The organism is Citrobacter sp. Cb080 (assembly GCF_030334745.1).
Taxonomy (GTDB): Bacteria; Pseudomonadota; Gammaproteobacteria; order Enterobacterales; family Enterobacteriaceae; genus Citrobacter; species Citrobacter braakii.
Genome location: NZ_JAOWDG010000030.1, coordinates 81368 through 105624, shown reverse-complemented (window position 1 = coordinate 105624; position 24257 = coordinate 81368). Strand labels below are relative to the sequence as shown.

Below are 24257 nucleotides of genomic sequence, written 5' to 3'. Positions count from 1 at the left end.
CGCATGATGTTAATCATAAACGTCGGTGTCATCATGCGCTACGCTCTATGACTTCCTGACGTTTTTTTAGCCACGTATCATAAATAGGTACTTCCATGTCGAGTAAGTTAGTACTGGTTCTGAACTGCGGTAGCTCCTCACTGAAATTTGCCATCATCGATGCAGTAAACGGTGAAGAATACCTCTCTGGTTTAGCCGAATGTTTCCATCTCCCAGAAGCACGTATCAAGTGGAAAATGGACGGCGGTAAACAAGAAGCGGCTTTAGGTGCAGGCGCCGCTCACAGTGAAGCGCTGAATTTTATCGTTAATACTATTCTGGCACAAAAACCAGAACTGTCTGCTCAGCTGACTGCGATTGGTCACCGTGTTGTTCACGGCGGCGAGAAATACACCGGCTCTGTGGTTATCGACGATTCCGTTATTCAGGGTATCAAAGACGCAGCCTCTTTTGCACCGCTGCATAACCCTGCACACCTGATCGGTATCGCAGAAGCGCTGAAATCCTTCCCGAATCTGAAAGACAAAAACGTGGCTGTGTTCGACACCGCGTTCCATCAGACCATGCCGGAAGAGTCTTACCTCTATGCTCTGCCATACAGCCTGTACAAAGAACACGGTGTTCGTCGTTACGGCGCGCACGGTACCAGCCACTTCTTCGTGACTCAGGAAGCGGCAAAAATTCTGAACAAACCGGTTGATGAGTTGAACATCATCACTTGCCACCTGGGCAACGGCGGTTCTGTTTCTGCTATCCGTAACGGTAAATGTGTTGATACCTCCATGGGTCTGACCCCGCTGGAAGGTCTGGTGATGGGTACGCGTTCCGGTGACATCGACCCGGCGATCATCTTCCACCTGCACGACACCCTGGGCATGAGCGTTGACCAGATCAACAAAATGCTGACCAAAGAGTCCGGCCTGCTGGGTCTGACCGAAGTCACCAGCGACTGCCGTTATGTTGAAGATAACTACGCGACTAAAGAAGACGCTAAACGTGCAATGGACGTTTACTGTCACCGTCTGGCGAAATACATCGGTTCTTACACTGCGCTGATGGATGGTCGTCTGGATGCAGTTGTCTTCACCGGTGGTATCGGTGAAAACGCAGCGATGGTTCGTGAACTGTCTCTGGGCAAACTGGGCGTTCTGGGCTTTGAAGTTGACCACGAACGTAACCTGGCCGCACGTTTCGGCAAATCTGGTTTCATCAACAAAGAAGGTACCCGTCCTGCGGTGGTTATCCCAACCAACGAAGAACTGGTTATCGCGCAAGACGCGAGCCGTCTGACTGCCTGATTTCACACCGCCAGCCTAGCTGGCGGTGCTGTTTTGTAACCCGTCTACATCGACGGTAACGAAAGAGGATAAACCGTGTCCCGTATTATTATGCTGATCCCTACCGGAACCAGCGTCGGTCTGACCAGCGTCAGCCTTGGCGTGATCCGCGCAATGGAACGCAAAGGCGTTCGTCTGAGCGTCTTCAAGCCGATCTCTCAACCGCGTGCCGGTGGCGATGCGCCAGACCAGACTACCAGCATCGTCCGTGCTAACTCTTCTCTGCCAGCCGCTGAGCCGCTGAAGATGAGCCACGTTGAATCTCTGTTGTCCAGCAATCAGAAAGATGTGCTGATGGAAGAGATCATCGCGAACTACCACGCGAACACTAAAGACGCTGAAGTTGTACTGGTTGAAGGCCTGGTCCCAACCCGTAAACATCAGTTCGCGCAGTCTCTGAACTACGAAATCACGAAAACGCTGAACGCTGAAATCGTCTTCGTAATGTCTCAGGGTACCGATACCCCGGAACAGCTGAACGAGCGTATTGAACTGACTCGCAGCAGCTTCGGCGGCGCGAAAAACACCAACATCACCGGCGTAATCGTTAACAAACTGAACGCACCGGTTGATGAGCAGGGCCGTACTCGCCCGGATCTGTCCGAGATTTTCGACGACTCTTCCAAAGCGAAAGTGATCAAAGTTGATCCGGCTAAACTGCAAGAATCCAGCCCGCTGCCGGTTCTGGGCGCGGTGCCATGGAGCTTCGATCTGATCGCAACGCGTGCAATCGATATGGCGCGTCATCTGAACGCCACTATCGTTAACGAAGGTGATATTAATACCCGTCGCGTGAAGTCTGTGACTTTCTGCGCACGCAGCATTCCGCACATGCTGGAGCACTTCCGTGCCGGTTCTCTGCTGGTGACTTCCGCCGATCGTCCTGACGTGCTGGTTGCAGCATGCCTGGCAGCCATGAACGGCGTGGAAATCGGTGCCCTGCTGCTGACTGGCGGCTACGAAATGGACGCGCGTATCACTAAACTGTGCGAACGTGCATTTGAAACCGGCCTGCCGGTATTCATGGTGAACACCAACACCTGGCAGACCTCTCTGAGCCTGCAGAGCTTCAACCTGGAAGTTCCGGTTGACGATCACGAACGTATTGAGAAAGTTCAGGAATACGTTGCTAACTACATCAACGCTGACTGGATTGAATCCCTGACCGCGACCTCTGAGCGCAGCCGTCGTCTGTCTCCGCCAGCGTTCCGTTATCAGCTGACCGAGCTGGCACGTAAAGCCGGCAAGCGCGTTGTTCTGCCGGAAGGTGACGAGCCGCGTACCGTTAAAGCGGCGGCTATCTGTGCTGAACGCGGTATCGCAACCTGCGTACTGCTGGGCAACCCGGATGAGATCACCCGCGTTGCGGCCTCTCAGGGCGTTGAGCTGGGCGCTGGCGTAGAAATCGTTGATCCAGATGTGGTTCGCGAAAGCTACGTTGCTCGCCTGGTCGAACTGCGTAAAAACAAAGGTATGACCGAAACCGTTGCCCGCGAACAGCTGGAAGACAACGTGGTTCTCGGTACCCTGATGCTGGAACAGGACGACGTTGACGGTCTGGTTTCTGGTGCAGTTCATACCACCGCGAACACCATCCGTCCGCCGCTGCAGCTGATCAAAACTGCACCGGGTAGTTCCCTGGTGTCTTCCGTGTTCTTCATGCTGCTGCCGGATCAGGTTTACGTATACGGCGACTGCGCGATCAACCCGAATCCGACTGCAGAGCAACTGGCAGAAATCGCGATTCAGTCCGCTGAATCCGCCATTGCTTTCGGTATCGAACCGCGTGTAGCAATGCTCTCCTACTCCACCGGTACTTCTGGTGCAGGTAGCGACGTAGAAAAAGTTCGTGAAGCCACGCGTCTGGCGCAGGAAAAACGTCCTGACCTGATGATCGACGGTCCGCTGCAGTATGACGCCGCCGTTATGGCTGACGTAGCAAAATCCAAAGCGCCGAACTCTCCGGTTGCAGGTCGCGCTACCGTGTTCATCTTCCCGGATCTGAACACCGGTAACACCACCTACAAAGCGGTACAGCGTTCTGCCGACCTGATCTCCATCGGGCCGATGCTGCAGGGTATGCGCAAGCCTGTGAACGACCTGTCTCGTGGCGCGCTGGTTGACGACATCGTCTACACCATCGCTCTGACCGCGATCCAGTCTTCCCAACAGCAGCAGTAATCTGTCGAGTATGCCGGATGTCTTATCCGGCAACACTTCTGCTTATTAAACCGGAAATAGCTTATATTTCCGGTTTTTTTATACCTGTTTTTCCCGTTGGCATATTCTGAAACATTTGCCAGGATGCGCTGCATCAATGAATAACTATTCTCCTGTTTGCATACTTATCCTCTTTTGCATTGCAACAGGGATAGTCTTTCATGTCAGCAGTAACAGAAACACAGCCAGCTAAAAAATGGGCGATGCCCGATACGTTGGTGATTATTTTTTTCGTTGCCATTTTAACCAGTCTGGCGACATGGGTTGTGCCCGTCGGGATGTTCGACAGTCAGGAAGTGCAGTATCAGGTTGATGGACAAACCAAAACCCGTAAGGTGGTCGACCCCCACTCTTTTCGAATTCTGACCAACGACGCGGGCGAAGAGCAGTATCACCGGGTGCAGTTTTTCACCACTGGTGATGAGCGCCCGGGCCTGATGAATTTTCCGTTTGAAGGGTTAACCTCCGGCTCTAAATTCGGCACTGCCGTCGGCATTATTATGTTTATGCTGGTGATTGGCGGCGCATTCGGCATCGTTATGCGTACCGGTACCATCGATAACGGCATCCTGGCGCTCATCCGCCATACACGAGGAAACGAAGTCCTGTTTATCCCGGTGCTGTTTGTTCTCTTCTCATTAGGCGGCGCGGTGTTTGGCATGGGGGAAGAGGCGGTCGCCTTTGCCATTATCATCGCACCGTTAATGGTACGGTTAGGTTACGACAGTATCACCACCGTTCTGGTCACCTATATTGCGACTCAGATTGGATTTGCCAGCTCATGGATGAACCCGTTTTGCGTGGTCGTCGCGCAGGGGATTGCGGGCGTGCCGGTACTCTCTGGTTCCGGTCTGCGTATCATTGTGTGGGTGGTTGCGACCCTGATAGGGCTGACCTTCACGCTGGCCTATGCGGCACGCATCAAAAAGAATCCGCTTTTGTCCCGGGTACATGAATCCGACCGTTTCTTTCGCGAACAGCAGGACGACGTTGTGGAACGACGCTTCACGCTGGGCGACTGGCTGCTGCTGCTGGTGCTGACTGCGGTAATGATTTGGGTTGTCTGGGGCGTGATCGTCAACGCGTGGTTTATTCCTGAGATCGCCAGTCAGTTCTTCACCATGGGCCTGGTAATTGGCATCATTGGCGTGGTCTTTCGTCTCAACGGCATGACGGTCAACATCATGGCCTCCTCATTCACTGAAGGCGCGCGAATGATGATTGCCCCTGCCCTGCTGGTCGGTTTTGCCAAGGGCATATTACTGCTGGTCGGTAATGGAGAGGCGGGTGAAGCCAGCGTGTTGAACACGCTGCTGCACAGCATTGCCAACGGCATCAGCGGGCTGGATAACGCCATCGCGGCGTGGTTTATGCTGCTGTTCCAGGCGGTGTTTAATTTCTTCGTTACTTCCGGCTCTGGTCAGGCTGCATTGACCATGCCGTTATTAGCACCCTTAGGCGATCTGGTTGGCGTAAACCGTCAGGTCACCGTACTGGCCTTCCAGTTTGGCGACGGATTCAGCCATATTATCTATCCTACGTCGGCATCGCTGATGGCAACGTTAGGCGTGTGTCGGGTGGATTTTCGTAACTGGCTGAAGGTAGGCGCCACGCTGTTGGGACTGCTGTTTATTATGTCCAGCGTGGTGGTAATTGGCGCGCAGATAATGGGTTACCATTAAAAAACGATTGCCCGGCCTACACGATTTCTCGACGCTGTAGGCCGGATGAGCAGATTTTACTCAGCTTCTTCCTGCTTTTCGGCTTTCGCCCCTTCATTCTTAGCGTTGCGGGTCATCCACAGCGCCAGGGCTTTCAGTGAGTCCGGCGTAAATTCGTCGCAGCGCGCGGTAATTTCTTCCGGCGTCAGCCAGCAAACTTCACTAACCTCTTCTTCCTGAAGCGCAAACGGTCCGTGGGAAACACAGCTAAACAGCCCGCCCCATACGCGACAGTTCTGGTCTTCAAAATAAAACTGCCCATGCTCGGCAAACGGCACGCCCGCAATCCCCAGTTCCTCTTCCGCTTCACGGCGCGCTGAATCCAGTAGTTGCTCGTCAGCCTGCACAACACCGCCAGCGGTGGCATCCAGCATGCCGGGCAAAAAATCTTTTGTCTCAGTACGACGCTGAACCAGAATTTTGCCCATACCATCATGCACGACGATATACGTTGCACGATGGCGTAAGCGTTGCGCCCGCATTTGTTCCCGGCTGGATTGTGCAATGACTTCGTTGTCTTCATTCACAATATCCACCCATTCCGTACTTGCCAAACGACGCTGTTCCACCATCAGGAAACCTTCTTTTTTCTTGCGCTCTTACGGCGCGTTTATGTTTGTGGGGTAAATTACGGATTAATCTCGACCTGTGCAATAACACTTTGATCATTGAGTGCCATTACGCTGAGAACATTATCATCCAGAATCCCGTAACTTGCCGCAAAGCCCCCTTTCGGGATGCTTACCGAGCCGGGATTGAAGTGGTAAACATCCCCTTGACGCTCAGCGACGGGCAAATGTGTATGCCCATAAACCAGCACATCTCCCACGTTGAGTGCCGGCATATTTTGCGGACCAAAAAGATGCCCGTGCGTCAAAAAGAGTCGCTGGTTTTCTGTCAGAATTTGCTGCCACGGCGCGGTCATCGGAAAATGCAGAAGCATCTGATCCACTTCGCTGTCACAATTGCCACGCACCGCGATAATCCGCGCTGCCAGCGCATTCAACCGCTCAGCAACCTGCGCAGGCGCATAGCCTTCCGGGAGCGCATTACGCGGTCCGTGGTTTAAAACATCACCCAATATCACCAGCCATTGCGCACCGCTTGCGGCAAACCGTTCAAGTACGCGTTCCGTGGCTGGCAACGAACCATGAATGTCCGATGCGAACATCAGTTTCATCACTCACTCCTCGTTGAAAAGTACTTTGTAATGATACTGGATTACGCCCCGTTTTTCAGCAGGAACGCTTCGCTGAAAGCGCGATAAAACGCTGGACTGAAGCGCGCTGCCACTGGAAGGCGGCATATTCTGCAAGCGCTTCGGGAACCTCATCGCCGTTAAGGACCAGACGATTCAGCATTAGCGCTAAATCGCAGTCGGCAATACACCATTCGCCAAATAAATTCTGCTTCCCGTGGCTCAATAAATGGCTCGCAGTGGCGAACAATTTCTCCGCACTGACTTTTCCCGCTTCGCTTAACGGACCTTTCTTCACGCCAGCAAAAACTACGTCCGTTGAGCGTTCTTCACGGATAGGCATCAGATCGCTGCGGATCCACGCCTGAACCTGGCGCGCCCGCGCGCGCTTTTGCACATCGTGTGGGTAGATACGCTCCCACTGCGGTGGTGCAAAGCTCTCTTCCAGGAACTCAGTTATCGCTGATGATTCGCTCAGCTCGAAACCGTCGATTTCAAGCACCGGTACGCGCCGCGTTAACGCATACCCTTGCCATGAAGGTTGCAAGTGTTCGCCGCTGTTGAGATCAACGGTTTTCAGCGTAAAAGGCAGTCCTTTCTCTTGCAGAGCGACATAAACAGACAGCACGTAAGGGGAGAAAAAATTGGCATCTGACCACAGCGTAATTGCAGATTTGCTCATAATGTCCTCTGAAATGTATTGGCTTGCCTTCAAAATATAGAGTCTTTCTCTCACTGTCACTTGATGAAAACTCACGCACGCCAACAGGCTCTATACTTGTTATGACCCGGTTCATGACAAAACGGACGCTGAAAATGATCGATCTCTATTACACTCCATCGCCAAACGGTCACAAAATCACGCTGTTTCTTGAAGAGGCGCAGCTGCAATACCGTCTGATTCATGTCGATATCAGCAAAGGTAGCCAGTTTCACCCTGATTTTCTGCAAATCTCACCAAACAATAAAATCCCGGCCATTATCGACAGTGCCCCGGTAGACGGCGGAAAGCCCATCAGCCTGTTTGAGTCCGGAGAAATTTTACTCTATCTGGCAGAAAAGAGCGGTAAGCTGCTGAGCGGTGAGTTACGTGAACGCCACACTACTCTGCAGTGGTTGTTCTGGCAGGTCAGCGGCCTCGGACCCATGCTCGGTCAGAATCATCATTTTAGCCACTACGCACCACAAACGATTCCCTACGCCATTGAAAGATACCAGGTTGAAACCCAGCGCCTGTACAACGTGATGAATAAACGTCTGGAAACGTCCCCCTGGCTGGGAGGCGATCACTACAGCATTGCCGACATTGCCTGCTGGCCGTGGATCCATGCTCATCAGCGTCAGCGCATCGACCTCGACAACTACCCGGCGGTCAACAACTGGCATGAACGCATCCGTACACGTCCCGCAACGGAACGCGCCATGCAACAAGCACAAAGTGAGAAGCGGTGACGCGATTCGGTTCTCGTGTATCATGCAAAGGTTCATACATGGAGGAAACCTGCAATGTCACAACCTGACGCAATTATTCGTATAAAAAACCTTCGTCTGCGCACTTTTATCGGCATCAAAGAAGAGGAGATCCTTAACCGCCAGGATGTCGTCATCAACATTGCCATTCACTATCCGGCAGACAAAGCCCGTACCAGCGAAGATATCAACGACGCGCTGAATTATCGCACTATCACCAAGAGCATCATTGCCCACGTGGAGGGTAACCGCTTCTCATTGTTAGAAAAATTAACTCAAGATGTGCTCGATATCGCACGCGAACATCACTGGGTCACTTATGCTCAAGTAGAGATAGATAAACTTCACGCATTACGTTACGCCGACTCAGTCTCTATGACGCTGAGCTGGCAGCGCTAAAACATAACCCGGGAGGCGACATGCAGATTCTGATTACCGGCGGTACTGGCCTGATTGGACGTCATCTGATCCCCCGCTTGCTGGAGCTGGGGCATCAGATAACCGTAGTGACCCGTTCTCCTGATAAGGCTCGTCAGATTCTCGACTCCCGGGTTACGCTGTCCAAAGGGCTGGAAGAGCGGCAAAATCTCAATGACATTGATGCCGTCATTAACCTTGCCGGAGAGCCGATTGCGGACAAGCGCTGGAGTGCCCAGCAAAAGGAACGCCTGTGTCAGAGCCGCTGGGTCATCACGCAGAAGCTGGTCGATTTAATCAATGCCAGCGAGACACCGCCCGCAGTGCTAATTTCCGGTTCCGCTACCGGTTACTACGGCGATTTAGGCGAAGTAGTGGTCACAGAAGAAGAGCCGCCACATAACGAATTTACCCATAAGCTGTGCGCCCGCTGGGAGCAGATTGCCAGCACCGCGCAAAGCGACAAAACCCGCGTGTGTATGCTGCGCACCGGCGTGGTACTGGCCTCTGCTGGCGGCATTCTGGCGAAAATGGTTCCGCCGTTTCGTCTTGGCTTAGGCGGACCAATTGGCAACGGACGCCAGTATATGGCCTGGATCCATATTGATGATATGGTCAACGGAATTCTCTGGCTGCTGGATAACGATCTGCGCGGTCCCTTCAATATGGTTTCACCGTACCCGGTGCACAATGAGCAGTTTGCCCACGCGCTGGGCCACGCTCTGAACCGCCCTGCCATTCTGCGCGTTCCCGCCACCGCAATGCGGTTGCTGATGGGCGAATCTTCGGTGCTGGTTCTCGGCGGACAGCGAGCGTTGCCAAAACGCCTGGAAGCGTCCGGTTTCGCGTTTCGCTGGTACGATTTAGAAGAAGCGCTGGCGGATGTCATCCGATAACCCCTAAGCGCTATTCACGGTCGCCGTTGTGGTGGTAAGGTTATAGGCCAGATTTCTGCAATGGCGACGTTATGGCGATAATTTCGACTCCCCGACTTACCCTCTCTTTGTTTCAGTTTTCTGACTGGTCATTTTTCCAGAAACTACGTGAATGTCCTGAAGTCATGCGCTATATGGGCAACATCGCCCCGGCGAAAGATACGCGTCTGTTATTCGCCAGACGCCTTGCCGCACAGCACACTTTTGTCATCCGCGAGCACAACAACCCGACGCCGCTCGGCGATATTGGTCTGCAAATCAGCCATCTCTACCCGCACGAAGCCGACCTCGGCTACGCCATCATGCCACAGGCGCAGGGGAAAGGTATTGCCAGCGAAGCCGTACGCGCGGTGTGCCAGTACGCCTTCGAGCACGCGGCGGTCACGGCGATAAATGCTTACGCACTGGCGGATAATAAGGGCTCAATACGGATTCTGGAAAAAACGGGGTTCGTGCGTACGCAGGTGCTGGAAAAGGCGTATGAGATTGATGGTATCGCCTACGACGACTGGGTTTATCGTCTGGAGTGCGACGCGCTAAAATCCCAGGCCCGGAAAGCGTAGCGCCTCCGGGCAGGTGACTTACTTCAACGAACCTTTGAGGAACTGCTGCAAACGCGGGCTTTGCGGATTACCAAATACCTGCTCCGGATCGCCCTCTTCTTCAATCTTCCCTTGATGCAGGAAAATCACGTGCGTGGAGACATGACGGGCAAACCCCATTTCGTGGGTCACGACCACCATGGTTTTTCCCTCTTCGGCCAGTTGTTGCATAATGCGCAGCACTTCGCCCACCAGCTCCGGGTCAAGCGCCGACGTGGGTTCATCAAACAGTAACACTTCCGGTTCCATCGCCAGCGCACGAGCAATGGAGACACGCTGCTGCTGACCACCGGACAGATGCACCGGATATTTGCCCTGAGCGCGCTCATCAATACCCACTTTCGCCAGATACTTCACCGCACGTTCGCGAGCTTCATGCTTGCTCAGCCCCAATACCTGGATCGGCGCTTCCATCACGTTTTCCAGCACCGTCATGTGGCTCCACAGATTAAAGTGCTGAAAGACCATCGTCAGTCGCGTGCGCAGCAAGCGCAGCTGATTTTTGTCTGCAACCTTAAGCTGGCCGTCTTTGTCGCGTACCAGACCAATGTTCTGACCACTGACGACAATCGACCCCGCGCTCGGTTTCTCGAGAAAGTTAATGCAGCGCAGGAAGGTACTTTTACCGGAACCTGACGAGCCAATAATACTGATAACATCACCCGCATTGGCCTGCAGCGATACCCCTTTCAGCACTTCATGTTCGCCGTAGTGCTTATGTAAATCGATAACGTTTAATTTATTTTCAGACATCGTGTTACTCGAATCATTTAGAGGATACATGCTGCAACCAGCGTTTTTCCGCTTTACGGAACAGACTGATCAGGACATACGAAATAATCAAATACAGAACAGCGGCAATACCGAAGGCGGTAAACGGCTGATACGTTGCCGAGTTGATATCGCGGGCGATTTTCAACAAATCAGGCACCGTTGCGGTAAATGCCAGCGCCGTGGAGTGCAGCATTAAAATAACTTCATTGCTGTAAGCCGGCAGCGCAATACGCAGCGCGGAAGGCAAAATAATGCAGCGATACAGTTTAAACGACGAGAAACCGTAAGCGCGCGCGGCTTCAATCTCACCATGGGGTACGGAACGAATAGCCCCGGCGAAAATCTCCGTGGTATAGGCGCAGGTATTCAGCGTCAGCGCCAGCACGGTGCAATTTAGCCCACTGCGGAAAAACGCGTTGAGGAAGTCCGTGCCTTTGACTATCTCCAGCGTATACATCCCGGAATAAAACACCAGCAACTGGACGTACAGCGGCGTCCCACGAAAAATATAGGTGAACAGCCAGATGGGAAACTGGATAAATTTATTACTGGAAACACGACCAATTGCCAAAAACAGCGCCAGTATCCCGCCCATCACCACCGACGAAATCAGAAGCCACAGGGTGATAGCCACGCCGGTGTAGCGATATCCGTCGGTCCACAGCAGGGACTTCCAGTATTCCTGAATAATCTCAATCACAGGTCAGCCCTCTTCACACCCACGGAATAGCGGCGCTCAAGGTGCAGCAGCACACCATTAGAAACAGTGGTAAACACCAGATAGATGACCCCGCACACTACGGCAAAATAGAACGGCTCCCAGGTACTTTTTCCGGCAAGCTGAGTGGCTTTCACCACGTCTTCCAGGCCGAGCAACGATACCAGCGCCGTGGCCTTAAGAATGACCTGCCAGTTGTTGCCAATTCCCGGTAAGGCATAGCGCATCATCGCCGGGAACATAATGCGGCGAAATATTTGTGAACTGGTAAAACCGAATGCCGTCGCGGCTTCAATATGTCCTTTGGGCACGGCCATAAATGCGCCACGAAATGTTTCGGTAAAATAGGCTCCGTAGATAAACCCGAGCGTAATAATACCCGCGACCATCGGATCGATATCAATCTGGCTGATACCGATTGCATCGGTAAGGGTATTCAGCGCGATTTGTAATCCGTAAAAGATGAGCAGCATTAAGACCAGATCGGGCACGCCGCGGATAAGCGTTGTGTACCCTTCGAAAATAAGCGCCAGCGCCCGGCTTTGCGACAGCTTAGCTGCCGCGCCGACAAGGCCTATCAGAACCGCCAGTACCACCGAGCTAAGTGCCAGCTCCAGCGTAACAATTGCGCCCTGTAAAATAACACCTGAAAAGCCATACAACATGCTGCCTGTCCTGTCGTGTGTGGTGGAGTAATAAGCCTCTTTTGATTTCAGACAAACTGTTAAATGCGAGATGGCGACTTTGCCTTATCCGGCCTACAAAATCGCTGTAGACCGGATACGCACAGCGCCATCAGGCATAAATTCAACACGTCAAAAATCTACGGGCTTTATCAGCACCTGCGGTGATTAACCGCCGTAAACATCAAAATCGAAGTACTTTTTCGCCAGCTTCTCGTAAGTACCATCAGCTCGCATCTCGGCAAAGGCTTTGTTCAGTGCTTCGCGCAGTTCGTTATCATCTTTGCGCAGCCCCATACCGGTACCTACGCCGAATAACTTCTCATCTTTTACAGATGGGCCGCCGAATTTGTAATCTTTACCGACCGGCTGTTTCAGGAAGCCTTCGCTGGCCGCGACTTCATCCTGGAATGCAGCATCAATACGCCCGGCAGTCAGGTCAGAATAGATGTTGTCTTGCCCCTGATAAGAGACAATTTCAATGCCTTTTGGCGCCCAGTGCTCGTTGCCGAAGGTTTCCTGAGTCGTGCCCTGCAGCACGCCAACACGTTTACCTTTCAGCGACTCAATGGTTGGCTGAATAGCAGAATCTTTAGCGACAACCAGACGCGAGTCGGCTGCATAAAGCTTGTCGGTAAAGGCGATTTCCTGCTGACGTTTTTCAGTGATGGAAAGCGAGGACATAATCGCATCGATTTTCTTCGCTTTTAACGAAGGGATAAGCGCGTCCAGCGGGTTTTCCACGAAGGTACATTGTGTATTGATACGTTTGCACAGCTCTTTAGCCAGATCGATATCAAAACCGACTAATTCACCCTGTGCATTTTTCGATTCGAACGGCGCATAAGTAGGATCGGTACCGATACGAATTTTTTGCGGAATGGCTGCAAATGCTGCAGTAGCACTGGAGAAAGCCAGGACCAGAGAAAGAGACAACACCAGTTTTTTCATAACTATCCTCAACAGACTGTCTTTTATAGGGGATCTTTACAGGACCAGGTGCAGTTATCGTGCCATTAATCGGGCCGACAAGGCAAAGCATTCTACCCTGTAGGCGGTATTTATTTGCATGAAAAGCGCTTAAGTATGCACTCATGCTTATTAAGACAGCGACAAAAGCACCAAAACAGTGCACTGAATTTATTATGCACCGTAATGGTTACCCGCAATGGTGCAGTCCATTCCCCGCTGCGGCGTATTAATCGCCGTAGACATTGAAGTTAAAATACTTGCTCGCCATTTTGTCGTAGGTGCCGTCTTTGCGCAGTTCGCCCAGCGCTTTATCGAAAGCAGCTTTCAGCTCTGCATCATCTTTGCGCAAGCCAATCCCGGTGCCGTCACCAAAGTATTTTTTATCTTTCACCGACGGACCAGCAAAAGCGTAGTCCTTACCGGCAGGCTGCTTCAGGAAGCCTTCGCTGGCCGCGACTTCATCCTGCAACGCCGCGTCCAGACGACCCGCTGTCAGGTCAGAATAGATAAGGTCCTGGTTCGCATAGGCCACTACATCTACGCCTTTGCTGCGCCAGTTGTCATTAGCATAGGCTTCCTGAGTCGAGCCTTGCAGTACGCCAACATGTTTACCTTTGAGGGAATCCAGAGTTGGTTGAATTGGGGAACCTTTCGCGGCGATCAGACGTGAGTCTGCTGCGTAAAGCTTGTCTGAGAACGCAATCTCTTGCTGACGCTTCTCAGTAATTGAAAGCGAGGAGATGATGGCATCAATCTTTTTCGCTTTCAGCGACGGGATCAGCGCGTCAAAGTCGCTGGCTACCCAGGTACATTTGATCTGCATGCGCTTACACATCTCATTTCCCAGATCGATATCAAAGCCGACAAAGTCGCCTTTGGCATCTTTAGAGGAAAAAGGTGCGTACGTTGTATCTGTACCAATACGAACCGTCTGCGGAAGTGCTGCGTAGCTGGCCGCGGTGGCGGAGAGTCCTACCAGCAAAGACAAAGCAAGAACCGTCTTCTTCATACATAACCCTCAAGTGGCGTAGTTTTATTATGTTTTACGTTGTGTTGTGTGTTTGCAGACTTTTTCATGCAGGTCTTATGCCATTTTCGCGTCGATGAGGATATTCGACGTTAAATATGTTAATAAAACGTTGCAATAATGTCCTGATTTTGAAGATAGCAGGTCTGACGGTTGAACCGCAGCGTTTCGTTGAGTTTTAACGAATTAAATGTTGAGGATATGATCGCGGTTACAAAATTGCCCTGAAACAGGGCAACGGATGTTTCTTTGCACGCTGATGGAACGGTTTTACGCCCCTTGCCAGCGGGTGAACAGATCCTGTGGAAGGGAGATATCAAACTGGTCGAGTACGCGGTTAACTGTTTGATTAATCACATCATCTAGCGTTTGCGGGCGATGATAGAATGCCGGGACTGGCGGCATAATCACCGCGCCAATTTCTGCCGCCTGCGTCATCAGTCGCAGATGCCCCAGATGCAGGGGCGTTTCACGCACGCACAGCACCAGCGGGCGGCGTTCTTTCAACACCACGTCTGCCGCACGGGTAAGCAGCCCATCGGTGTAACTGTGGACGATGCCTGAAAGCGTTTTGATTGAACAAGGTAATATTACCATTCCGGCGGTCTGAAAAGAGCCGGAAGAGATACTGGCGGCGATATCGCGCGTATCGTGATTTACATTCGCCAGTGCCTGCACGTCGCGTACAGAGAGGTCTGTTTCCAGCGCCAGCGTCTGTCGGGCAGCAGCACTCATCACCAGATGGGTTTCCACATCAGTAACGTCACGCAAAACCTGCAGCAGGCGCACGCCATAAATCGCGCCACTGGCACCGCTAATCCCTACAATGAGTCGTTTCATTTTTTCGCCCTTACTTGCTTCAGGGCTGACTTTGCAGGTTTTTATGCGCAGTTGCAAGTCAGTCCACTCTATGTGTCCTGACCTGCAACAGAACATTACCCTTCGTTATGCATCTCGAGGTTTTCCGCTTCGTTCTGACGCAAAATTGCTTTGGCATCGTCATTACGCAGGGAGTCAAGGAAATCGAGATATTGCTGGTCGACGTCTTTGGTGACGTACACGCCGTTAAACACTGAACATTCAAACTGCTGAATATCCGGGTTCTCAGCGCGGACCGCTTCAATCAGATCGTTCAGATCCTGGAAGATAAGACCGTCTGCACCGATTATCTGGCGAATCTCGTCCACTTCGCGACCATGAGCAATCAGCTCCGTCGCCGTAGGCATATCGATACCATAAACGTTCGGGAAGCGAATTTCCGGGGCCGCAGAGGCCAGATACACTTTCTTCGCTCCGGCTTCACGCGCCATCTCGATAATCTGTTCCGAGGTGGTACCGCGCACGATGGAGTCATCCACCAGCAGCACGTTTTTATCACGGAATTCCGCACGGTTGGCGTTCAGCTTACGGCGCACGGATTTACGGCGCAACTGCTGGCCGGGCATGATAAAGGTACGGCCCACGTAGCGGTTTTTCACAAAACCCTGACGGTACGGCTTACCGAGAATACGGGCAATTTCCAGCGCGATATCGCAGGAGGTTTCCGGAATCGGGATCACCACGTCAATGTCCAGATCTTCCCACTCGCGAGCAATTTTTTCGCCAAGCTTGGTCCCCATATTTACACGGGCGCTGTAGACGGAAATCTTGTCGATAAAGGAGTCAGGACGTGCGAAGTAAACGTATTCAAACAGGCACGGATTGCTGACCGGGTTATCGGCACACTGGCGAGTAAACAGCTGACCTTTTTCGGTGATATACACCGCTTCGCCAGGTGCAACATCGCGCAGGAATTCAAAGCCCAGCGTATCCAGCGCCACGCTCTCGGAGGCCACCATATACTCGGTACGACCATCCCCGATATCGCGTTTACCCAGTACCAGCGGACGGATACCGTTAGGATCGCGGAAAGCAACCATACCGTGGCCGATAATCATCGCCACGCAGGCATAGGCGCCGCGGATCTGGCGGTTGGTTGCCGCAATAGCAGCAAAAATATTATCGGCTTCCAGCGGATAATGGCGGAAGTTATCCAGCTCGCTGGCGAAAATATTCAGCAAAATTTCAGAGTCTGAAGTGGTATTGATGTGGCGGCGCTTTTCTTCAAACAGCTTTTTACGCAGCTCATGCGCATTGGTCAGGTTGCCATTATGGGCAAGCGTGATGCCATACGGTGAGTTGACGTAAAAAGGTTGAGCTTCGGAGGCGCTGGAGCTGCCAGCCGTTGGGTAACGCACATGACCGATGCCCATATTGCCCTGCAAACGCTGCATATGGCGCGCTTCAAAAATATCGCTCACCATTCCGTTTGCTTTACGCAAGCGGAAGCAGTTGTTGGCATCAATGGTGATGATGCCTGCGGCATCCTGACCACGATGCTGGAGCACCGTTAACGCGTCATAAATCGACTGGTTTACCGGCATAACACCGGCGATACCGACAATACCGCACATACGTCTTTTCCTCGTTCAGCAACAACCCAAAGTTTATACTTTGGGCAAGAAACTTGACGAGCTTTGCAGATAGTCAAAGAACCATCTGATGATGAAACTGAACTGCGGGATCAGCTGCGACTTGCTCCAGTCTTCACTTTTCGACAGACCGGTAAAGGTATCGAGAAAGAACAGTATGGCGGCGACGATCAGCGCTCCTCGCAGAGCACCAAAGCAGATCCCCAACACCCTGTCAGTACCCGACAGGCCTGTTTTCTCTACCAGTTGGCCTATCACAAAGTTAACGATAGCGCCGACGATAAGTGTCGCGATAAACAGTATCGCGATAGCAATCCCATTTCGAACGAGTTCGTCTTCAAAGCCCGTAAACCAGACAGACAGGTAAGTGTAGTAATGGCTGGCGACAAAGAAAGCACAACCCCAAGTCACCAACGATAATGCTTCACGAACAAAGCCACGGATCAGGCTAACCAGACAGGAAAAACCAATCACCGCGATAATGGCGTAATCAATCCAGACCATAAGTGTCCCACGATTTAACGCCCTGTCGTCCTGTTCGGGGCGCATTCTAACAGAAAAAGAAAACGTTTGCGTAGGGATTTCCTTTCCACGCGTAAATAAAAATGGCGCTGAAAAAATCTTCAACGCCATACCGTTTTATGCCTCTTCGGGCACTGCCGGATAGCGGTAAAAACGCCCTATCCGGCCTGAATTAAGAGCAGCGCCGTGAACAGCGCAATCCCTTAATTAGGGGTGTACCCCATCACTACGCCACTCAGACCAGAGATCTTCTGCAGCTCGCCCAGCGAGTTCTTCAGCTTATCTTTGGAGGCGTCAGGTCCTACGAGAATACGGGTTATTTTACCCTGCACCGGCGTTGACGGGGAAGTATATACCCGGAAGCCCGCGCCACGAAGTTTACCCACGATCTCATTGACCTTATCCGCATTTTTCAGCGCACCGAGCTGTACAACGTACGCTTTGCCGGTTGGCGCTGGCGGTTCCACCGCGGCCGGTTTCGGCGCTGGAGCCGGTGCTGGCGTCGGAGCGACGGCAACCGGCTGCGGCTTCGGTTTGGGTTTCGGCTGTTCTACAGGCGCGGGGACAGGATCTAACTCCGCGCTGTTTGCCGTCGTCAAACGTGACGGATCCAACGATGGCGCGGCAGCATCACCCGCGCGAACCTCTTCTGCCGCCCCTTCCGGCGGCTGCGTCGGCAGCGCCTGCGTTGCTGCAGGCATCATGTCTGGTTCATCGCGATCGCCGGGTTTCGGCACCAGCGGGATCGCCGCAAACTCATCCTGATAATGCTTTTTCTGCCCGTCAAGCAGCCCGGGGAGCACAATTACCCCCAGCGCGACCAGCACAATTGTGCCGACTAATCGATTCTGAAACTTACTCGCCACCGCTTCTCCCCACGTCTATCACTTCCATGACATGTGCGACAGTGTGAAACGATCCACACACCAACACGGTATCTTCTGGCTTCGCCTCAGCTAGCGCTGCAGACCATGCCTGCGCCACGCTGTCATAGGCATAGCCTTTGCCCAGATGCTCCAGCAGTTGTTCTGCAGTAGCACCACGCGGCCCTTCCAGGGGCGCACAGTACCAGGCGTCAACCACGCTTTTTAACCAGGCTAACGTACCGGCAATATCTTTATCATGTAGCATACCGATAACCGCAAGTACACGCCCGCTTTTCACTAATTTTTTCAGACGGCCGGTCAGATACTCCGCCGCATGCGGGTTATGGGCAACATCAAAAATCACCCGCGGCGACTCGCTCACAATCTGGAAGCGCCCCGGTAAAATCGCCTGTTCAATACCGTCACGAATGGCCTGCTCGCTGACGTTAAGCCCGCTTGCGCGCAGTGCTGCCAGTGCGGTAGCGGCGTTAGGTTGCGGGACCTGCGGCAACGGCAGGTGCGCCAACGTACCGTGATCGTCCGTAAAGGACCAGTCGTTCTCCGTGACCGCATAGCGCCAGTCCACGCCGCAGCGTTGCAAAATCGCCCCGCTCTCTTGCGCAACATCGGCGATGGTGTAAGGCATTTCCGGTTCACCGACGATAGCCGGTTTCTCTGCACGGAAAATTCCCGCCTTCTCACGACCAATGCTTTCGCGATCCGGGCCCAGCCAGTCAGTATGGTCAAGCGCAATGCTGGTGACCACCGCAACATCGGCATCCACGATATTGGTCGCGTCAAGGCGACCGCCTAACCCAACTTCCAGGATGACGACATCCAGTTGGGCCTGTTTAAACAACCAGAGCGCCGATAAGGTACCGTATTCAAAGTAGGTCAGGGAAATGTCGCCACGCGCGTCTTCAATCTCAGCAAACGAGGCGGTATGCGCTGATTCCGGCAGTTCACGCCCCTGCACGCGTACGCGTTCCGTGTAGCGTACCAGATGCGGCGAACTGTAAACGCCAACTTTATAACCTGCTGAGGTCAGCACAGATTCCAGCGTACGGCAGGTTGTGCCTTTCCCGTTGGTTCCCGCCACCGTAAAAACAAATGGCGCGGGTTTCAACACACCCAGTTTGCGCGCCACCTGACTTACGCGTTCCAGGCCGAGATCGATGGTTTTACTGTGTAGGTTTTCCAGATAAGAAAGCCACGATGCCAGGGGCGACGCGGCTTGAGGAATACGTTTATTGTCCATGATGGCTGTAGATTCTTTACGTTGAGAAAAGCAAAAGGGCAGCACCAACCGGCCTGCCCTTTTTTACACGTTGTTTTTCACGTTGCAGATGCGTTGGCTGTGCTCGCTCACCCGAATCACTTACCTGTGTAAGCTCATCGGGATCAACTCTCTTATCGCCTGCCTGCAACCCGAAACCCATAGAGTAAACTATCAGGCCTCTGATTCCTGATCGGGAACCGGAGGTACCACCTCGCCTTCACGCGGCTCATCCGGATTCGGCGTAGGAAGATTCATCAGCTTCGCCAGAATGCTTGCCAGTTTCAGGCGCATTTCCGGACGGCGGACGATCATATCGATAGCGCCTTTTTCAATCAGGAACTCGCTACGCTGGAATCCCGGCGGCAGTTTCTCACGTACGGTTTGCTCGATAACACGCGGACCAGCAAAGCCGATCAGTGCTTTCGGTTCTGCAATGTTGAGATCGCCCAGCATCGCGAAGCTAGCAGAAACACCGCCCATTGTTGGGTCGGTCAGTACAGAAATATACGGTAAACCGCGTTCCTGCATTTTCGCCAGCGCGGCAGAGGTTTTCGCCATCTGCATCAGAGACATCAGCGCTTCCTGCATACGCGCCCCGCCAGAAGCGGAGAAGCAGATCAGCGGACAGTTATCTTCCAGCGCCTGCTCAACGGCACGGACAAAACGCGCGCCGACCACAGAGCCCATGGAGCCGCCCATAAACGCGAACTCGAATGCAGCAGCAACGACCGGCATACCGTGCAGCGTGCCTTTCATTACCACCAGCGCATCTTTCTCGCCAGTTTCTTTCTGCGCAGAAGCCAGTCTGTCTTTGTACTTTTTGGAGTCACGAAACTTCAGCACATCTTTCGGCTCAAGCTCGCTACCCAGTTCCACAAGAGAACCTTCATCTAACAGGCTATGCAGGCGATTGCGCGCCGACATGCGCATATGATGGTCACACTTCGGACAGACCTCAAGATTACGTTCCAGCTCAGCACGGTATAAAACCTGACCGCAGCTATCACACTTGGTCCACACCCCTTCAGGAATGCTTGCCTTGCGGGTGGGAGTAATGTTGCTTTTAATTCGTTCAATCCAGCTCATTGGTGACCTTTCTGCCTGAACCCTAGTCAGCTTTGTTATAAGGGGCGCATAATGCCATTTTTGCCCCTAACAGACCATGAATGTTGCACATTAAAACATAACAGCCCGAAACTTTGGATAAAAAAGTGGTCGAACCGCTGAGTTACTTTCTATTTTGCAGCCCGTGACGCAGCGCGTTTATGGCGAATCACTTCAATTATGCCCGGCAATACGGAAAGGACGATGATCGCCACAATCAGTAATTTCAGGTTTTCCTGAACGATCGGCAGATCGCCGAACAGATAGCCTGCATAGGTGAACAGCAATACCCACAGCAGCGCGCCTGCGACGTTATACATCGCAAAATGACGGTAGGACATGTGTCCCATACCGGCAACAAACGGTGCAAATGTACGCACGATAGGTACGAAACGCGCGAGGATAATCGTTTTGCCGCCATGACGCTCGTAGAACGCATGGGTTTTATCCAGGTAACTGCGACGGAAAATTTTAGAGTTCGGGTTACTGAAGAGTTTTTCACCGAACAAACGGCCAATCGTGTAGTTCACCGCATCGCCGATAATAGCCGCCACAATCATCAACATCACCATCAGATGAACATTGAGATCGTTAGTTGGCAGCGCAGAAAGCGCGCCAGCGACAAACAGTAGCGAGTCTCCCGGCAGGAACGGCGTCACCACCAGCCCGGTTTCGCAGAACAGGATCAGAAACAGAATCGCGTATACCCAGATACCGTATTCCGCAACCAGCTCCGCCAGATGCACATCAATGTGCAGGATAAAATCGATAAGAAAGTAAATCAGGTCCATAGTTTTGCCTTTATACGACTCAAATTAGTCCGCCAGAAATAGCGGACCCATAGGCGGTTTTGGCAGGTCGAACCGTTCCGGGTAATCTACTGCAACCAGATACAATCCTTCCGCTTTCGCCGTTGCCGCTGCCAGCGTTCTGTCCTTCGCCGCTAGCAGTTCTGCTATCCAGCTCTCCGGCTGGTTGTTGGCGCCTACTTCCATCAGGCTGCCGACAATATTCCTGACCATATGATGTACAAAGGCATTCGCTTTAATATCCACCACCACATATGCACCAAAACGTTCAACGTTAATGTGCATCACGTTACGCCACGGTGTGCGCGACTGACACTGCACCGCCCGAAACGAAGTAAAATCATTTTCGCCAATCAAACACTGGGCCGCACGATGCATACGCTCAGCGTCCAGCGGTTCATAGTAATGGGTTACCCCTTTACCTAAAACCGCAGGGCGCAACCGATGATTGTAGATGATGTAGCGATAACGGCGAGCCGTGGCGCTAAATCGGGCATGGAAATCATCGGGTACAGCTTTCACCCAGCGCACAGCAATGTCACCAGGTAAATTCGCATTTACCCCCAGTGTCCAGGCTGCATCTTTACGCTGGGCAGTCGTTTCAAAGTGCACGACCTGCCCTGTGCCATGAACGCCCGCATCCGTGCGTCCCGCACAAAAGACAGTGATGCGTTCATTCGCCACCTGAGAGAGCGCTTTTTCCAGTTTTTCCTGAACGCTACGCACTTCGTTCTGGCGCTGCCAGCCATAATATTTGCTGCCGTCATACTCAATGCCCAGCGCAATTTTATGGGTTGACGGCTGTTGCAGGTCAGACATTAGTACAGGTACTCCTGCACCAGTTTTTCCGCAATTTTCACCGCCATCAACGCACCGCCAAAGCGTACGTTGTCTGCCACAGACCAGAACTGAACCTGTTCCGGCATCCCGTAATCGTTATGCACACAGCCAACTGAAAGGTGCGGAGTACCTGACGCATCGCCAACCTGCGTCGGGATATAGGTCTCTTCTGACAACACTACGTCCTCACCGCGTGAAAACGCATCACGTGCTTCTTCCGCCGCCAACGGACGCAGAGCTTCAAAATTCACCATCTGTGCGTGGCCATAAAATACCGGCGACTGCACGATGCTGGCGGAGATAAGTAGCCCGTCGTCCTGCATAATTTTGCGCACTTCATCGACGATACGACGCTCTTCGCGCACACTACCTTCGCGATCCGGCAGCAGCGGCAGCATGTTGAACGCCAGCTGACGACCAAAGAAATCGTCATCGTCAATCGGGATGCCGTTCAGTAGTTTCGCGCTCTGTCCGGCAAGCGCATCTACGGCTTTTTTACCGTGAGCGGAAGCAGAAATAATATTGGTCACCGTAATACGTGACAGCCCGCCGTCATCAATTAGCGGCTTCAGCGCAGACAGCAGTTGGCTGGTCAGGCTGGAAGGAACCGCAATCACATTGCGGTTGCGGTAATCCGCCAGTACGAACGGGTTAACGTCCGGAACCACCAGCGGAACGTCCGGCTCAAGCGCGAACAGGCCACTGCTGTCGATAACCAGGCAACCGGCATTGGTCGCTTCTTCCACCCATGCGGCGGTGGCTTCAGCGCCCGCAACAAAAAATGCCAGTTGCGCCTGCGTCCAGTCAAAGTCTACAACGTCCTGAACAAGGACCGATTTACCGTTAAAACGCAGATGCTCACCTGCGCTTTCATTACGCGCCAGCGCATAAATTTCACCGACCGGGAACTGGCGTTCAGCCAGCGTATCGAGCAGGGCTTCGCCTACGGCGCCCGTTGCGCCCAGAATGGCAATATTCCAGCCTTCAGACATGGTGATTTACTCCAGAAATACGTAAGCGTCCCTGTCGCATTATTCGACAGGGAGCATTAAGAAGACATTAATGTGCCGGGTGATAAACAGCGTTAAAACCTAGCTTACACAGCAAGGCAGCAGCCGTTGCGTCGTCACACATCACGTATAAAGACGACCATTCACGGCGCTCAAGATAATTTTTACGCAGCTTATCAAACTCACCCGGAATTCCAGCGACTTTACGCAGCGGCGCATCATCGCGGCGCACATCATACACTAAATGCACCAGCCTTTTCAGCGTTGGCTGATCTAACGGGCCATGCAGTGTGATACGACCAAATTCCGGCGCAGGTAACAGGGTATTGAGCGCAACGTGTTGTTCGCGACCAATAAACTTGCTAAAAGCCTCAAAGACCTGCGTGGTGCCGCGCGCTTTTCCTTCCAGGGTATACCCGGCAATGTGCGCCGTGCCGATATCGGCTTTCTCCAGCAATGCCACATTGAGATCCGGCTCCCCTTCCCAGACATCCAGCACGACGCTCAGCGACTGCCCGGCATTCAATCGGTTCAGCAATGCCGTATTGTCGATGACTGGCCCGCGGCAGGCGTTGATCACAATGGTGCCCGGCTTCAGCCGGCTAATCAGCGCATCATCTGCCAGGTGCAGCGTTTTGTACGGTCCGTCTTTAAACAGCGGCGTATGGAAAGTCAACACATCGGCTTGCTCTACCAGTTCGTCCAGCGAGCGGAAATCTCCCTCGTCACCGCGATCGGCTCGCGGCGGATCGCACAGCAGCGTGCGGATCCCCAGTGCTTCCAGACGTGCCTGCAAACGGCCGCCCACATTGCCCACGCCTACGATGCCTACAGTACGATCGCGTAACGCAAACCCGTCGCGCTCCGCCAGCATCAGCAACGCTGAAAAAACATATTCTACGACCGCAATCGCGTTACAGCCGGGCGCTGCGGAAAAGCCGATCTTCGACTGCGCAAGCCAGGCTTCATCCACATGGTCCGTGCCTGCGGTTGCCGTGCCGACAAATTGAACCGGTTTTCCGCTAAGCAGTGATTCATTTACTTTCGTCACCGAGCGCACCATTAAGGCATCCGCATCATCCAGTTCGGCAACGGGAATCGGGCGACCGGGAACCGCTTTGACCTCCCCCAAACGACTGAACAGTTCGCGGGCATAGGGCATATTTTCATCAACGAGGATTTTCACGTCTTTCGCACCTGTTTGAGAACGAGAGTTAACCGGGCAAGTGTGCCATAATCTCGCCGCCAGGCATACTGCGAGACCTGGTCAGCACAGATTTAA

At 52.9% G+C, this 24257-nt stretch carries 25 protein-coding genes; 7 read left to right on the top strand and 18 right to left on the bottom strand.

All coding sequences use genetic code 11. The features are described 5' to 3' along the window. Positions 1 to 95 precede the first annotated feature (95 nt). The 3 genes from ackA to yfcC all read left to right on the top strand — a co-directional run bounded on the left by ackA (position 96) and on the right by yfcC (position 5239). The gene (ackA, locus tag OGV38_RS05585) at positions 96 to 1298 is read left to right on the top strand and encodes an acetate kinase (RefSeq protein WP_016153843.1); all 1203 of its coding nucleotides are present in this window, start codon (positions 96 to 98) and stop codon (positions 1296 to 1298) included. 75 nt (positions 1299 to 1373) lie between these two features. Further along, positions 1374 to 3518: a phosphate acetyltransferase gene (pta, locus tag OGV38_RS05580; RefSeq protein WP_286473029.1), complete on the top strand. Its 2145-nt coding sequence runs from the start codon at positions 1374 to 1376 to the stop codon at positions 3516 to 3518. Positions 3519 to 3718: 200 nt separating this feature from the next. Continuing rightward, on the top strand, positions 3719 to 5239 hold the full coding sequence (gene yfcC, locus OGV38_RS05575) for a putative basic amino acid antiporter YfcC (protein WP_286473028.1): 1521 nt from the start codon (positions 3719 to 3721) through the stop codon (positions 5237 to 5239). A 56-nt stretch (positions 5240 to 5295) separates the two neighbouring features. Here the strand turns inward: yfcC and yfcD are convergent, their stop codons facing one another. Genes yfcD through yfcF form a run of 3 tightly spaced genes read right to left on the bottom strand, consistent with a single transcriptional unit; the run spans position 5296 to position 7158 of the window. After that, positions 5296 to 5850 carry an NUDIX hydrolase YfcD gene (gene yfcD, locus OGV38_RS05570; RefSeq protein WP_006683645.1) on the bottom strand — a complete coding sequence of 185 codons (555 nt, stop codon included), beginning with the start codon at positions 5848 to 5850 and terminating at the stop codon, positions 5296 to 5298. Between the two features lie 56 nt (positions 5851 to 5906). Continuing rightward, positions 5907 to 6458: a phosphodiesterase gene (yfcE, locus tag OGV38_RS05565; RefSeq protein ID WP_016153846.1), complete on the bottom strand. Its 552-nt coding sequence runs from the start codon at positions 6456 to 6458 to the stop codon at positions 5907 to 5909. A gap of 55 nt (positions 6459 to 6513) precedes the next feature. Continuing rightward, positions 6514 to 7158: a glutathione transferase gene (yfcF, locus tag OGV38_RS05560; protein WP_016153847.1), complete on the bottom strand. Its 645-nt coding sequence runs from the start codon at positions 7156 to 7158 to the stop codon at positions 6514 to 6516. Between the two features lie 134 nt (positions 7159 to 7292). On the opposite strand from yfcF, the gene yfcG reads away from it, so the two are divergent. The 4 genes from yfcG (at position 7293) to OGV38_RS05540 (ending at position 9861) form a co-directional block, all read left to right on the top strand. Further along, positions 7293 to 7928 (top strand): GSH-dependent disulfide bond oxidoreductase, encoded by a 636-nt coding sequence (gene yfcG / locus OGV38_RS05555; protein ID WP_016153848.1) that lies wholly within the window; start codon positions 7293 to 7295, stop codon positions 7926 to 7928. 54 nt (positions 7929 to 7982) lie between these two features. Then, a complete protein-coding gene (folX, locus tag OGV38_RS05550) occupies positions 7983 to 8345 on the top strand; it encodes a dihydroneopterin triphosphate 2'-epimerase (RefSeq protein ID WP_016157045.1) in 363 nt (120 codons plus the stop codon). A gap of 20 nt (positions 8346 to 8365) precedes the next feature. Further along, the gene (locus OGV38_RS05545) at positions 8366 to 9259 is read left to right on the top strand and encodes a TIGR01777 family oxidoreductase (protein ID WP_016153850.1); all 894 of its coding nucleotides are present in this window, start codon (positions 8366 to 8368) and stop codon (positions 9257 to 9259) included. Between the two features lie 71 nt (positions 9260 to 9330). Further along, the gene (locus tag OGV38_RS05540) at positions 9331 to 9861 is read left to right on the top strand and encodes a GNAT family N-acetyltransferase (RefSeq protein ID WP_016157046.1); all 531 of its coding nucleotides are present in this window, start codon (positions 9331 to 9333) and stop codon (positions 9859 to 9861) included. Positions 9862 to 9879: 18 nt separating this feature from the next. On the opposite strand, the gene hisP is transcribed toward OGV38_RS05540, so the two are convergent. From hisP to pdxB, 15 genes are all read right to left on the bottom strand, one after another. Then, complete coding sequence (hisP, locus tag OGV38_RS05535) at positions 9880 to 10653, bottom strand: histidine ABC transporter ATP-binding protein HisP (RefSeq protein WP_016157047.1); 774 nt, start codon at positions 10651 to 10653, stop codon at positions 9880 to 9882. A 13-nt stretch (positions 10654 to 10666) separates the two neighbouring features. Continuing rightward, positions 10667 to 11374: a histidine ABC transporter permease HisM gene (hisM, locus tag OGV38_RS05530; protein WP_003028116.1), complete on the bottom strand. Its 708-nt coding sequence runs from the start codon at positions 11372 to 11374 to the stop codon at positions 10667 to 10669. Further along, complete coding sequence (locus OGV38_RS05525) at positions 11371 to 12057, bottom strand: histidine ABC transporter permease HisQ (RefSeq protein WP_286473027.1); 687 nt, start codon at positions 12055 to 12057, stop codon at positions 11371 to 11373. Before OGV38_RS05525 ends, hisM begins: the two co-directional genes overlap by 4 nt. Positions 12058 to 12243: 186 nt before the next feature. Continuing rightward, on the bottom strand, positions 12244 to 13026 hold the full coding sequence (gene hisJ, locus OGV38_RS05520) for a histidine ABC transporter substrate-binding protein HisJ (protein ID WP_003028120.1): 783 nt from the start codon (positions 13024 to 13026) through the stop codon (positions 12244 to 12246). A gap of 247 nt (positions 13027 to 13273) precedes the next feature. After that, positions 13274 to 14056: a lysine/arginine/ornithine ABC transporter substrate-binding protein ArgT gene (gene argT, locus OGV38_RS05515; protein WP_006683634.1), complete on the bottom strand. Its 783-nt coding sequence runs from the start codon at positions 14054 to 14056 to the stop codon at positions 13274 to 13276. A 288-nt stretch (positions 14057 to 14344) separates the two neighbouring features. Beyond that, on the bottom strand, positions 14345 to 14914 hold the full coding sequence (locus OGV38_RS05510) for a UbiX family flavin prenyltransferase (RefSeq protein ID WP_019077299.1): 570 nt from the start codon (positions 14912 to 14914) through the stop codon (positions 14345 to 14347). 95 nt (positions 14915 to 15009) lie between these two features. Further along, positions 15010 to 16527, bottom strand: coding sequence for an amidophosphoribosyltransferase (gene purF / locus OGV38_RS05505; RefSeq protein ID WP_005129677.1), 1518 nt, complete (start codon positions 16525 to 16527; stop codon positions 15010 to 15012). Between the two features lie 33 nt (positions 16528 to 16560). Next, entirely contained in the window at positions 16561 to 17049 is a 489-nt protein-coding gene (cvpA, locus tag OGV38_RS05500) for a colicin V production protein (protein WP_005129678.1), read from the bottom strand. Between the two features lie 221 nt (positions 17050 to 17270). Then, entirely contained in the window at positions 17271 to 17933 is a 663-nt protein-coding gene (dedD, locus tag OGV38_RS05495; protein ID WP_016153857.1) for a cell division protein DedD, read from the bottom strand. After that, entirely contained in the window at positions 17923 to 19191 is a 1269-nt protein-coding gene (gene folC / locus OGV38_RS05490; RefSeq protein ID WP_269517374.1) for a bifunctional tetrahydrofolate synthase/dihydrofolate synthase, read from the bottom strand. Before folC ends, dedD begins: the two co-directional genes overlap by 11 nt. 192 nt (positions 19192 to 19383) lie before the next feature. Then, positions 19384 to 20298: an acetyl-CoA carboxylase, carboxyltransferase subunit beta gene (gene accD, locus OGV38_RS05485; RefSeq protein ID WP_016153859.1), complete on the bottom strand. Its 915-nt coding sequence runs from the start codon at positions 20296 to 20298 to the stop codon at positions 19384 to 19386. 149 nt (positions 20299 to 20447) lie between these two features. Next, entirely contained in the window at positions 20448 to 21107 is a 660-nt protein-coding gene (locus OGV38_RS05480) for a DedA family protein (protein WP_016153860.1), read from the bottom strand. 24 nt (positions 21108 to 21131) lie between these two features. Then, the gene (truA, locus tag OGV38_RS05475) at positions 21132 to 21944 is read right to left on the bottom strand and encodes a tRNA pseudouridine(38-40) synthase TruA (RefSeq protein WP_016157050.1); all 813 of its coding nucleotides are present in this window, start codon (positions 21942 to 21944) and stop codon (positions 21132 to 21134) included. Continuing rightward, a complete protein-coding gene (locus OGV38_RS05470; RefSeq protein ID WP_016157051.1) occupies positions 21944 to 22957 on the bottom strand; it encodes an aspartate-semialdehyde dehydrogenase in 1014 nt (337 codons plus the stop codon). The genes truA and OGV38_RS05470 overlap by 1 nt, the downstream gene beginning before the upstream one ends. Positions 22958 to 23024: 67 nt before the next feature. Continuing rightward, positions 23025 to 24161 (bottom strand): 4-phosphoerythronate dehydrogenase PdxB, encoded by a 1137-nt coding sequence (pdxB, locus tag OGV38_RS05465; RefSeq protein ID WP_016153863.1) that lies wholly within the window; start codon positions 24159 to 24161, stop codon positions 23025 to 23027. Positions 24162 to 24257: the final 96 nt, after the last annotated feature.

What these genes read in the sequence shown, in the direction of transcription:
- ackA (WP_016153843.1), top strand. Translation starts at nt 96, where the DNA reads ATGTCGAGTAAGTTAGTACTGGTTCTGAACTGCGGTAGCTCCTCACTG.
- yfcC (WP_286473028.1), top strand. Translation starts at nt 3,719, where the DNA reads ATGTCAGCAGTAACAGAAACACAGCCAGCTAAAAAATGGGCGATGCCC.
- yfcD (WP_006683645.1), bottom strand. Translation starts at nt 5,850, where the DNA reads ATGGTGGAACAGCGTCGTTTGGCAAGTACGGAATGGGTGGATATTGTG.
- yfcE (WP_016153846.1), bottom strand. Translation starts at nt 6,458, where the DNA reads ATGAAACTGATGTTCGCATCGGACATTCATGGTTCGTTGCCAGCCACG.
- yfcF (WP_016153847.1), bottom strand. Translation starts at nt 7,158, where the DNA reads ATGAGCAAATCTGCAATTACGCTGTGGTCAGATGCCAATTTTTTCTCC.
- yfcG (WP_016153848.1), top strand. Translation starts at nt 7,293, where the DNA reads ATGATCGATCTCTATTACACTCCATCGCCAAACGGTCACAAAATCACG.
- folX (WP_016157045.1), top strand. Translation starts at nt 7,983, where the DNA reads ATGTCACAACCTGACGCAATTATTCGTATAAAAAACCTTCGTCTGCGC.
- OGV38_RS05545 (WP_016153850.1), top strand. Translation starts at nt 8,366, where the DNA reads ATGCAGATTCTGATTACCGGCGGTACTGGCCTGATTGGACGTCATCTG.
- OGV38_RS05540 (WP_016157046.1), top strand. Translation starts at nt 9,331, where the DNA reads ATGGCGATAATTTCGACTCCCCGACTTACCCTCTCTTTGTTTCAGTTT.
- hisP (WP_016157047.1), bottom strand. Translation starts at nt 10,653, where the DNA reads ATGTCTGAAAATAAATTAAACGTTATCGATTTACATAAGCACTACGGC.
- OGV38_RS05525 (WP_286473027.1), bottom strand. Translation starts at nt 12,057, where the DNA reads ATGTTGTATGGCTTTTCAGGTGTTATTTTACAGGGCGCAATTGTTACG.
- hisJ (WP_003028120.1), bottom strand. Translation starts at nt 13,026, where the DNA reads ATGAAAAAACTGGTGTTGTCTCTTTCTCTGGTCCTGGCTTTCTCCAGT.
- argT (WP_006683634.1), bottom strand. Translation starts at nt 14,056, where the DNA reads ATGAAGAAGACGGTTCTTGCTTTGTCTTTGCTGGTAGGACTCTCCGCC.
- OGV38_RS05510 (WP_019077299.1), bottom strand. Translation starts at nt 14,914, where the DNA reads ATGAAACGACTCATTGTAGGGATTAGCGGTGCCAGTGGCGCGATTTAT.
- purF (WP_005129677.1), bottom strand. Translation starts at nt 16,527, where the DNA reads ATGTGCGGTATTGTCGGTATCGCCGGTGTTATGCCGGTAAACCAGTCG.
- cvpA (WP_005129678.1), bottom strand. Translation starts at nt 17,049, where the DNA reads ATGGTCTGGATTGATTACGCCATTATCGCGGTGATTGGTTTTTCCTGT.
- folC (WP_269517374.1), bottom strand. Translation starts at nt 19,191, where the DNA reads ATGGACAATAAACGTATTCCTCAAGCCGCGTCGCCCCTGGCATCGTGG.
- accD (WP_016153859.1), bottom strand. Translation starts at nt 20,298, where the DNA reads ATGAGCTGGATTGAACGAATTAAAAGCAACATTACTCCCACCCGCAAG.
- OGV38_RS05480 (WP_016153860.1), bottom strand. Translation starts at nt 21,107, where the DNA reads ATGGACCTGATTTACTTTCTTATCGATTTTATCCTGCACATTGATGTG.
- truA (WP_016157050.1), bottom strand. Translation starts at nt 21,944, where the DNA reads ATGTCTGACCTGCAACAGCCGTCAACCCATAAAATTGCGCTGGGCATT.
- OGV38_RS05470 (WP_016157051.1), bottom strand. Translation starts at nt 22,957, where the DNA reads ATGTCTGAAGGCTGGAATATTGCCATTCTGGGCGCAACGGGCGCCGTA.